Origin of the sequence: Corallococcus sp. AB018, from assembly GCF_003986945.1 — a bacterium.
Lineage (GTDB): Bacteria > Myxococcota > Myxococcia > Myxococcales > Myxococcaceae > Corallococcus > Corallococcus exiguus.
Genome location: NZ_RAWR01000120.1, coordinates 22,298 through 31,822, shown reverse-complemented (window position 1 = coordinate 31,822; position 9,525 = coordinate 22,298). Strand labels below are relative to the sequence as shown.

Genomic DNA, 9,525 nt, shown 5'->3' with positions numbered 1-9,525 from the left:
GCTCCACAGTCGGCTTCCAGCGTTCCATGAGCCACCTCCGAAGGTGGCGACCTATGCACGCGACCCCAGCCCGCGTCGATCCCCTATCGCCTGCCTGCTCCCTCGCCGTAACCTGATCGGCGCTCTAGCGTACGGCATGCCGGGGCCACGGCGAAGGTTCCCGGGGCAGTGCGTTGAGAAAGTGGGGGGCAATGACTCATCATGAATTCCATCTCCGCGCACCCGCGTCTGGGCATCGCCACGCTTTTTGAAGCGCACGCACGAAACACACCCGAGGCCGTGGCGCTGCATTCTGACGGCGGTGTGCTCCGCTATGACACGCTCAACCGGCGCGCGAACCGGCTGGCGCGGCGGCTCCAGGCGCTCGGTGTGGGGCTCGACCAGCCCGTGGGCATCCTCGCCGAGCGCACACCGGAAACAGTGGTGGGATTGCTGGGCATCCTGAAGGCAGGAGGCGCCTATCTCCCTCTGGACCCGAGTCATCCTCCGGAGCGGCTCGCCGCGATGGTGGCGGACTCCGGGGTGCGGGTCCTCGTCGGACGGCGTGAGGCGGTCCAGGGGCTGCGCTTCCATGGGCACGCCGTCGAGCCTCCCTCTTCGGATGAACCTCTGGAGGCGCAGGATGCCGTGAACGTGACGAGCGGAGCGGGGCCGGACTCGCTGGCGTATGTGCTCTACACGTCCGGCTCCACGGGCAGGCCCAAGGGTGTGTGCATCCCGCACCGGGGCGTGGCGCGGCTGGTGCTGGACGAAGGCTTCATGGGCTTCCGGCGCGAGGACCGAGTCCTCCAGGCCGCTTCGTATGCCTTCGATGCCTCGACGCTGGAGGTCTGGGGCGCGCTGCTGAACGGCGCGACGTTGTGTCTGGTTTCACGGGATACCCTGCTGTCGCCTCCGCTCCTCGCGGCGAAGCTCCAGCGGGATGCCATCTCCGCCGCGGTGCTGAGCACGTCGCTGTTCCATCAACTGGCCGCCGCCATCCCGGATGCGTTCGGTGGGCTCCGTGTCCTGATGGTGGGCGGCGACGTGCTGGACCCCAAGTGGGTGGCGCGAGTCATGGCGAAGGGAAAGCCCCAGCGGCTGCTCAACAGCTATGGCCCCACGGAGTGCACCACCTCCGCGACGGCGTATGAGCTCCTCGCGCCTCCGGAGCCGGGCGTGTCCATTCCCATCGGCAGACCGCTCGCTCGGCTCCAGTTGCATGTTCTGGACGACGCGGGGAAGCCGCTGTCCGTGGGCGAAGTGGGGGAGCTGTACCTGGGCGGAGAGGGGCTCGCGCGGGGCTACCTGAACCGCCCCGTCCTCACCGGCGAGCGGTTCCTGCCGGATCCGTTCAGCGACGTGCCCGGGGCGCGGATGTACCGGACGGGAGACCGGGCGCGGTGGCTCCAGGATGGCAACCTGGAGTTCCTGGGGCGGGTGGACCACCAGGTGAAGATTCGCGGCGCGCGAGTCGAGCTGGCGGAGATCGAGAGCGTCCTGCGCACCCACCCGCGAGTCGGTGACGCCGTGGTCCGAGTGCACGAGGTCTCCCCGGGCGACAAGCGGCTCGTCGCGTATGTCTCACCGCGCGGGGTGGAGGACGCGGAGCTGCGCGCGTATCTGGGGACGAAGCTGCCGGACTTCATGCTTCCCCATGCGGTCATGGCGCTGGAGCACATGCCGCTCAACGCCAGCGGCAAGGTGGACCCCTCGCGGCTTCCAGTGCCGCGCTTTGGTTCGGGGGAGGGGGAGACACCGCGCACGCTGCTGGAGCAGGAGATTGCTCGCGTCTGGTCGGAGGTCCTGGGGACGCAGCAGGCGGGAACGCAGGACCGCTTCATGGAGTCAGGCGGGGACTCGCTGCTCGCGATCCGTTTCATTGAGCGGCTGGAGCAGGCGGTGTCGGTCCGTCTGCCCGTGCGGACGCTCTTCGACAGTCCGAACATCGCGGAGCTGGCGCGGTCGGTGGAAGCGGCGCGGGGAACGATGCGAAGCATCGATGTACCCCCCATCGTCCCGGTGGACCGGACACAGCCCCTGCCCCTGTCTGATTCCCAGCGGCAACTGTGGCTCCTGGAGCAGCTGGCACCCCGGAGCGCCGTCTACAACGAGCCCTTCACGCTGTATCTGCCCGGTGACCTCCAGCCCGAAGCGCTGGAGCGCGCGTTCCGGTCACTCATCGCCCGGCATGAAGTGCTGCGGACGACCTTCGGCTCCACTCCGGACGGTCCGTTCCAGCGCGTGCATCCGGACATGCAGTTCCACCTGCGACGTGTGGACCTGCACGCTGTGCCCGGAAGCCTGCGGAGCGCGAAGGCATTGCAGTTGGCCACCCAGGAGGCGCGTGAGTCCTTCGACCTGGAGCACGGGCCGCTGTTACGTGCGACGTGGATGCGATTGAGCGCGGCGGAGAGCCGCCTCGCCCTGGTGATGCATCACCTCATCGTGGATGGCTTCACGATGGCGGCGTTCCTCCAGGAACTGCACGGGTTCTACCTGACGGAGGCACCTTCGCTGCCGCCACTGCCGCTCCAGTACGGCGACGCCGCTGTCTGGCAGCAGGGGGCCCGCTACCAAGAGGCCATCGCATCGCACCTGGACTGGTGGAAGCAGACGCTCGCGGGGGCTCCGCACCTGGAACTCCCCATGCAGCATCCCCGCCCCCAGGTCCCGAGCTTCCGCGGGGCCAAGCACGTCGTGCGAATCCCCGGAGACCTGCTGGAGTCCGTGAAGGCGCTGGGACGTGGAGAGGACTCCTCGCTCTTCATGACGATGCTGTCCGTGTTCGGCGCGCTGCTGCACCGCTACTCGGGGGCGGAGGACCTCATCGTCGGCGGTGCCTTCTCCGGGCGGAGCCGCGCGGAGTCTCGGGCCATCTCCGGGCACTTCGTGAACCTGCTGCCGCTGCGGCTGCGCTTCTCCGAGGGGCTGACCATCCGGGGGCTGTTGGCGCAGGTGCGCCGCGTCTGCCTGGAGGCGCTCGAACATCAGGACGCGCCGCTCGTGCGCATCGTGGAGGCGGTGAACCCGGCGCGCATCCCTGGCGCCAACCCGTTGTTCCAGGTGAGCTGCACGCTGGAGCCGCGCATCGCGGTGCCGGCGTCGGACTGGCGGGTGGCGCCCCACGACGTCGACACAGGGACGTCGAAGCTCGACCTCTCCATCGAACTGGATGAGCGGCCCGACGGCATGTCCGTGCGGTGGGAGTACGCGCTGGACGTCTTCGAGCCCTGGATGATCCACCAGCTGGGTCAGCACTTCGTGACGCTGCTGCGCGAGGCAGCACAGGACCCGGAGCAACGGGTCTTGGCGTTGCCGCTGCTCTCGGAGGCGGAGCAATCACAAGTGCTCGCCTGGGCTCATGGACCCGTGCGGGACGTGTCGCACGCGGATTGTCTGCACCCCCTGTTCGAAGCACAGGTGGTGCGCACGCCAGACGCGCCGGCCCTCGTCTTCCAGGGACGGTCCCTGAGCTACCGGACGCTGAACGCGGAAGCGAACCGGCTGGCCCATCACCTCATCTCCCAGGGCGTCCGGCCTGGAGACTTCGTGGGCGTCTGTGTCCAGCGCTCCTTCGAGCTGATCATCGCCCTGCTGGCGACATTGAAGTCGGGCGCGGCCTACGTGCCGCTGGACCCCGCCTATCCCAGGGCACGGCTGGAGTTCACGGTGCGGGACGCGGGGCTGAGGCTCATCCTCGCGCAGGAGACGACGCTCGCGCTCATGGACGGTGTGGGCGTCCCGGTGGTCGCGCTGGAGCAGGTGCGCGGCGGTCCGGAGGACACGCCACGGGTCCACGTCACCGGGGATGACCTCGCGTATGTCATCTACACCTCCGGCTCGACGGGGCAGCCCAAGGGCGTGTGCATCAGCCACCGGAGCGCGGCGCACCTGACGGAGACCGTGGCCTGGGACTTCGGCTTCGCACCGGGACAGCGCGTGGCGCAGTGCGCGCGGTATGGCTTCGACTTCTCCGTCGCGGAGATCTTCCCGACGCTCTCCTCCGGCGCCACGCTGTACCTCATGGCCCAGGAGGACGTGGCCGCCGGTGAGGAGCTGGCGGACTTCCTGGAGACCCAGCGCATCCACACCGCGATGTTCACGCCGTCTGCGCTGGGCTCCATGGCGTGGCGGGCGCTTCCGGACCTGAAGACGCTCGCGATTGGAGGCGAGGAGCTTCCCGCGCGGCTCGTGGACACGTGGGCTCCGGGCCGCCGGTTCATCCAGGTCTACGGGCCCACCGAGGCCACGGTCTTCACGACGACCGTGGAGTGCATGGCCGGCGAGGGCCCGTACCCCATCGGGACACCCCTCTCCGGTTACGAGGTCTACCTGCTGGATGAAACCCTGATGCCGGTCCCCGTAGGCGTGCGTGGCGCGCTCTACATCGGAGGCAAGGGGCTGGCGCACGGATACCTGCACCGCCCCGAACTCGACGCGGAGCGGTTCATCCCGCATCCCTTCAGCTCCGAACCGGGCGCGCGCCTCTACAAGAGCGGAGACATCGCCAGTCATCGCCCGGACGGCGGCATCGACTTCCACGGGCGCTCCGACCGCCAGCTCAAGCTGCGCGGCTTCCGTATCGAGCTGGGCGAGATCGAGGCCGCGTTGCGCAAGCACCCGGATGTCCGGGACGCCGTGGTCGAACCCCGGCTGCTCGCGGGAGAGCGGCACCTGGTGGGCTACGTCATCCCCCGGGATGCCGCCTCGGCGTCACGTCTGCTGACACCTGCGTTCAAGGAATCGCTGGGTGAAACACTTCCGCCGCACATGGTTCCCCGGGAGTGGGTGTTGCTGGAGGCGTTTCCGATGGGGCCGACAGGGAAGCTCAACCGCGACGCGCTGCCGTTGCCTTCCGGCAATGCCCAGGCTGCTCCCGAAGCGCCCGCGTCCACGGAGCGTGAGAAGGCATTGGAGCGCATCTGGTGCCGGATTCTCGGCGTGGAACGCGTCGGCAGGCAGGAGGGGTTCTTCGACGCGGGTGGGAACTCGCTGCTGCTCACTCGGGTCCAGTCCGCGCTGGCGTCGGAGCTGGGCATCCGCGTGAGCATGGCCACGCTGTTCCAGTTCCCGACCATCGAATCCCTCGCGCGGCACCTGGACGCGGACTCTGCCGTGCAACCGGTGACGCCGGAGCCCGCGCGAACCCTCGCACGTTCCTCTGGCCCCATCGCCATCATCGGTACGGCCGGACGGTTCCCGGGAGCACCCAGCGTCGAAGCGCTGTGGACGTTGCTGGTGGAGGGCCGCGAGGGCCTGTCCCGGTTCAGCCGGGAGACGCTGCTCGATGCGGGCGAGGATCCCCAGCTCCTGGACGATCCTTCCTACGTCCGTGCTTCCGGGCTGCTGGAGGACGTCGAGTTCTTCGACGCAGCCTTCTTCGGCTACAGCCCACTGGACGCGCGGCTGATGGATCCGCAGCTCCGCATGTTCCTGGAGTGCGCATGGGAGGCACTCGAAGCGGCGGGCTACGACCCGAAGCGGCTGCCCGGCAAGGCGGGGCTGTTCGCGGGCTCGGGAGTGCCGCGCTACTGGTTGGATCAGGTGATGCCGCGCTTCCGTTCGCTGTCCGTGGCCGCGGAGGCGTACCGGTCCATCCTGGGCAATCCATGGCAGTTCCTCGCCACGGCGACGGCGTATCAACTGGGCCTGCGTGGGCCCGCGCTCACGGTGCAGACCGCTTGCTCCACGTCACTGGTGGCCGTGCACCTGGCCTGCCAGAGCCTGCGCGCGGGCGAATCCGATGTGGCCCTGGCGGGAGGCATCTCCCTCTTCGCGTCCGGTCCGTCCGGTTATCTCCATGAGGCAGGTGGCATCACCTCTCCGGATGGACACTGCCGTCCCTTCGACGCGAAGGGGCAGGGGACGGTGCCCTCCAGCGGCGTGGGCATCGTGGTGCTCAAGCGCCTGGAGGATGCGCTTCGGGATGGAGACTCCATCCATGCCGTCATCCGGGGCTCGGCCATCAACAACGACGGAAACGCCAAGGTCGGCTTCACCGCCCCTAGCGTGGAGGGCCAGCGCGACGTCATCACGCGAGCACACGCCGACGCGGGCGTTGCCGCTCGTGACATCACCTACGTCGAAGCCCACGGCACGGCGACGCCACTGGGCGACCCGCTGGAGGTCCAGGCGCTGCGGCTCGCCTTCGGAGCCCGTGAGGCGTCGGAGCCCGCGGTGGTCCTGGGGGCGCTCAAGAGCAACGTGGGGCACCTGGACTCGGCGGCCGGGGTGGCGGGGTTGATCAAGACGACGCTGGCCCTGGAGCACCGCTTCCTCCCGGGCACCGTCCACTTCGAGCAGCCCCATCCGGAAGCGGGCCTGGAGCGTTCGCCCTTCGTCGTGAGTCGCGAAGGGCGGCCGTGGTCCCTGCCTGAGGGTTTCCCACGTCTCGCGGGCGTCAGCGCGTTTGGCATTGGAGGAACGAATGCGCACGTCGTCCTCGAAGAGGCACGCCCCGCGCCCACCGTCGACGTGAGCACGTTGGCGGAAGTGCTGGTGCTCTCGGCGCGGAGCGGGGATTCATTGAACGCGGCTTCACGGCGGCTCGCGGATCATCTGGAACGGCATCCGGAGCAGCCCCTGGCGGACGTCGCGTACACGTTGCAGGAGGGACGGACGGCGTTCGGATACCGGCGCGCCATCGCGTGCGAGACACCCGCGGAGGCCATCGCGAAGCTCCGGCGGGACGAGCCCGTGAAGCCCGCTTCGTCCCCGTATCCTGAAGTGTGCTTCCTGTTCCCGGGGACGGGCACCCAGGAGGCGGGCATGGGTGCGGCGTGGTACCGGCGCGCTCCGGCGTATCGCGAGGCCTTCGATGCATGCGCCGCCCTCTTCGGTCCGGAGATAGAGCGCGACCTTCGTGCCGTGCTGCTCACCGACGAGCGCGGAGCAAAGGCGGAGGAAGCACTGCGAGCACCCTCGCTGGGCATGGCCGCCATCTTCACGACGGAGTACGCGCTGTCGCGGCTGCTGGGTGCCTGGGGTCTCCACCCGACGAGCCTCCTGGGCCACAGCCTTGGGGAATACGCCGCCGCGTGTCTCTCCGGCGTCCTGTCGCTGGAGCAGGCCGTGTCGCTGGTCGCGCTGCGCGGCCGCCTCTGCGATGCACTGCCACCGTCCGGCATGCTGGCCGTGCCCCTGTCGGAAGGCGTGCTCACGCAGGCGCTGCCACCTGGACTGTCCCTGGCCGCGGTCAACGGACCCGGGCAGTGTGTGGTGTCCGGCGCGTTGGAGGTGTTGGAGGACTTCGTGGCGCGGCTGCGGGAGCGGGGCGTGAGGACGAAGCGGTTGCCGAACGCGAGCGGGTTCCACTCCGCGCTCGTGGAGCCCGCGATGCAACCGCTCACGGACCTGGCCAGGTCGATGCGCCCGAAGTCCCCGGCGATTCCCCTCATCTCCAACGTCACGGGCACCTGGCTGACCGCGGACGATGCGCACGACCGCACGTACTGGGCCCGTCACCTGAGGCACACGGTCCGGTTCTCCTCGGGGCTGGAGCTGCTGCTGGAGGACCGCGAGCGGTTGTTCGTGGAGGTGGGACCGGGACAGACGCTCTCAGCGTTGACGCTGTTGAACCACCGGGTAGGGCGGGAGCGGCTCGTGCTGCACACGCTCGGAGTGTCTACGGGACGGCGTCATCCACCGGAGAGTGATGAACAGGCCCTGCTCCATGCCGTGGGACAGCTCTGGTCCGCGGGCTTCCCCGTGGACTGGGACGTGGTGCGCGGCAGCGGGCCGCGCAGGCGCGTCGTGCTGCCGACGTATCCCTTCGAGCGCAAGCGGTACTCGCTGGCGGAGAAGACGCCACGGCTGCCTCGGCCTGAAGTCACGAACGAGCCCCGGCCGCTCAGCCGTGAAGAGGTCCACGCCTCCATGGAAGCACTCTGGAAGGAGCTGCTCGGCGTGGACACGCTGACGCCGGACAGCCACTTCTTCGAGCTGGGCGGCACGTCGCTCCTGGTCGTGCAGCTCAACCGCGAACTCAAGACGCGGCTGTCGGTGAGCCTGTCACTGCATGCGGTGCTGGAACACCCGACGCTGGGCGCATGGGTGCGAGCGGTCCAGGACGAGCTGGAGCGTACGGGGCGGCCACTCACCAAGGCGGCACCGCTCCGGATGGAACTCCAGGAGGGACGGCGTGGACGGACACCGCTCTTCCTGGTGCAGCCCATTGGGGGCACGGTCTACACGTACCTGCCCCTGGCGAAGCAGCTGGGCGCGGACACGCCGGTCCACGCGTTCCGAGCGTCAGGACTGGAGCCCGGCGAAGTGCTCTACCGCGACGTGTCCGCGATGGCCCGCGCGTACGTGGACGAACTGCTGACCTTCCAGCCCCAGGGCCCCTTCTGGCTGGGCGGCCACTCCTCGGGCGGCGTCATCGCCTACGAGATGGCGGCCGAGCTGCTGAAGCGGGGCCACTCCGTGGCGGGGGTCATCCAGATCGACACGGTGACGGTGGACGACTCGCACAGGCTGAACATCCGGAGCGTGGGAGACGTGCTCCGGCTCATCGACGCGTTCCAGGAGATCTCCCCGCGCGCGGCGGACGGGCTGCGGACGGCGATGGAGCTCGACACTCGGCTGCGCGACGTGGTGCTCGCCACCAACGAGGCCATCGCCGCATACGCGCCGGGACGCCACGCGGTGCCGCTCGTGTACCTGCGGGCCACGGAGCGGGACTCGGTGCTGGACTCGCACGCGGCGGCCTGGTGGAAGGCGCTGACGACCGCTTCGTTCCAGTCCCACGACGTGCGCGGCAACCACTTCACCGTCATGGAGGAACCCCACGTGGCGGAGGTGGCGCGGCTCATCCGTGAGCAGCTGACAGCGGGAAGGGGAGGGGAGCGTGATGACCTCGACGCGGGATGAATGGAAGGCGGAGCTCTCACGGCGCTTCACCGCGTTCGTGGAGGCCTACGAGCGGGGCAGCCTGGAGGCCCTGTCCGAGCTGTTCTGGCACGACGACGACATCGTGGTCGTGGGCACGCACTCCAACCTCCACTTCATCGGCTGGGCGCAGGTGGAGCACTCCTTCCGCACCCAGTTCGGGAGCCTGCGCGACATCCGCGTGACGCTGCGCTCGGAGCAGCTCTGGCACGGGGGCGCACCGCCCTCCACGATGGCCTGCCTCACGGTGCCCGCGATGGACATCGCCCTGGTCGCGGGCGGCAGGCCCGTCACCTTCGAGGGCATCCGCGTGGCCTGCGCCTTCGAACGCCGGGGCGTCGAGTGGCGGATGGTCCAGATGCACTGGTCGCTTCCGCGCACGGAGGTGCTGGTGGACCACAAGCGCCGCTGATTACCCCGGAGGCAGCGGCGAGCGTCGCGGCGTGCCCAGCAGCTCCAGCGTGCGCAGCGCCACGTCCGCCAGCGTGGACGTGCATGGCATGCAGCCCCCGCCGCAGCAGGGAGCCCAGTCGCCCTCCGGATCCCTCAGCAGTGGATACACACAGCCCCGTAGGGACTGGGGCAGCCCCGCGTCGTCACAAGCTTGAAGCAGCGCCGCCTGCACGGTGGCATCCTTCACATCCATGGCCACAT

3 protein-coding genes are annotated in these 9,525 nt (G+C 69.2%); 2 read left to right on the top strand and 1 reads right to left on the bottom strand.

Going from position 1 to position 9,525, the window contains the following annotated elements; translation table 11 throughout:
* Positions 1 to 201: 201 nt before the first annotated feature.
* Positions 202 to 8,853 carry a non-ribosomal peptide synthetase/type I polyketide synthase gene (locus D7Y11_RS24515; RefSeq protein WP_126934922.1) on the top strand — a complete coding sequence of 2,884 codons (8,652 nt, stop codon included), beginning with the start codon at positions 202 to 204 and terminating at the stop codon, positions 8,851 to 8,853.
* Entirely contained in the window at positions 8,834 to 9,283 is a 450-nt protein-coding gene (locus D7Y11_RS24510; protein ID WP_126934921.1) for a nuclear transport factor 2 family protein, read from the top strand. The genes D7Y11_RS24515 and D7Y11_RS24510 overlap by 20 nt, the downstream gene beginning before the upstream one ends.
* Here the strand turns inward: D7Y11_RS24510 and D7Y11_RS24505 are convergent, their stop codons facing one another.
* Positions 9,284 to 9,517, bottom strand: coding sequence for a hypothetical protein (locus D7Y11_RS24505; RefSeq protein ID WP_120579186.1), 234 nt, complete (start codon positions 9,515 to 9,517; stop codon positions 9,284 to 9,286).
* Between the last annotated feature and the right edge of the window lie 8 nt (positions 9,518 to 9,525).

Excerpts from the sequence above, each read along its gene's own strand:
- D7Y11_RS24515 (WP_126934922.1), top strand. The coding sequence starts at position 202 with ATGAATTCCATCTCCGCGCACCCGCGTCTGGGCATCGCCACGCTTTTT.
- D7Y11_RS24510 (WP_126934921.1), top strand. The coding sequence starts at position 8,834 with ATGACCTCGACGCGGGATGAATGGAAGGCGGAGCTCTCACGGCGCTTC.
- D7Y11_RS24505 (WP_120579186.1), bottom strand. The coding sequence starts at position 9,517 with ATGGATGTGAAGGATGCCACCGTGCAGGCGGCGCTGCTTCAAGCTTGT.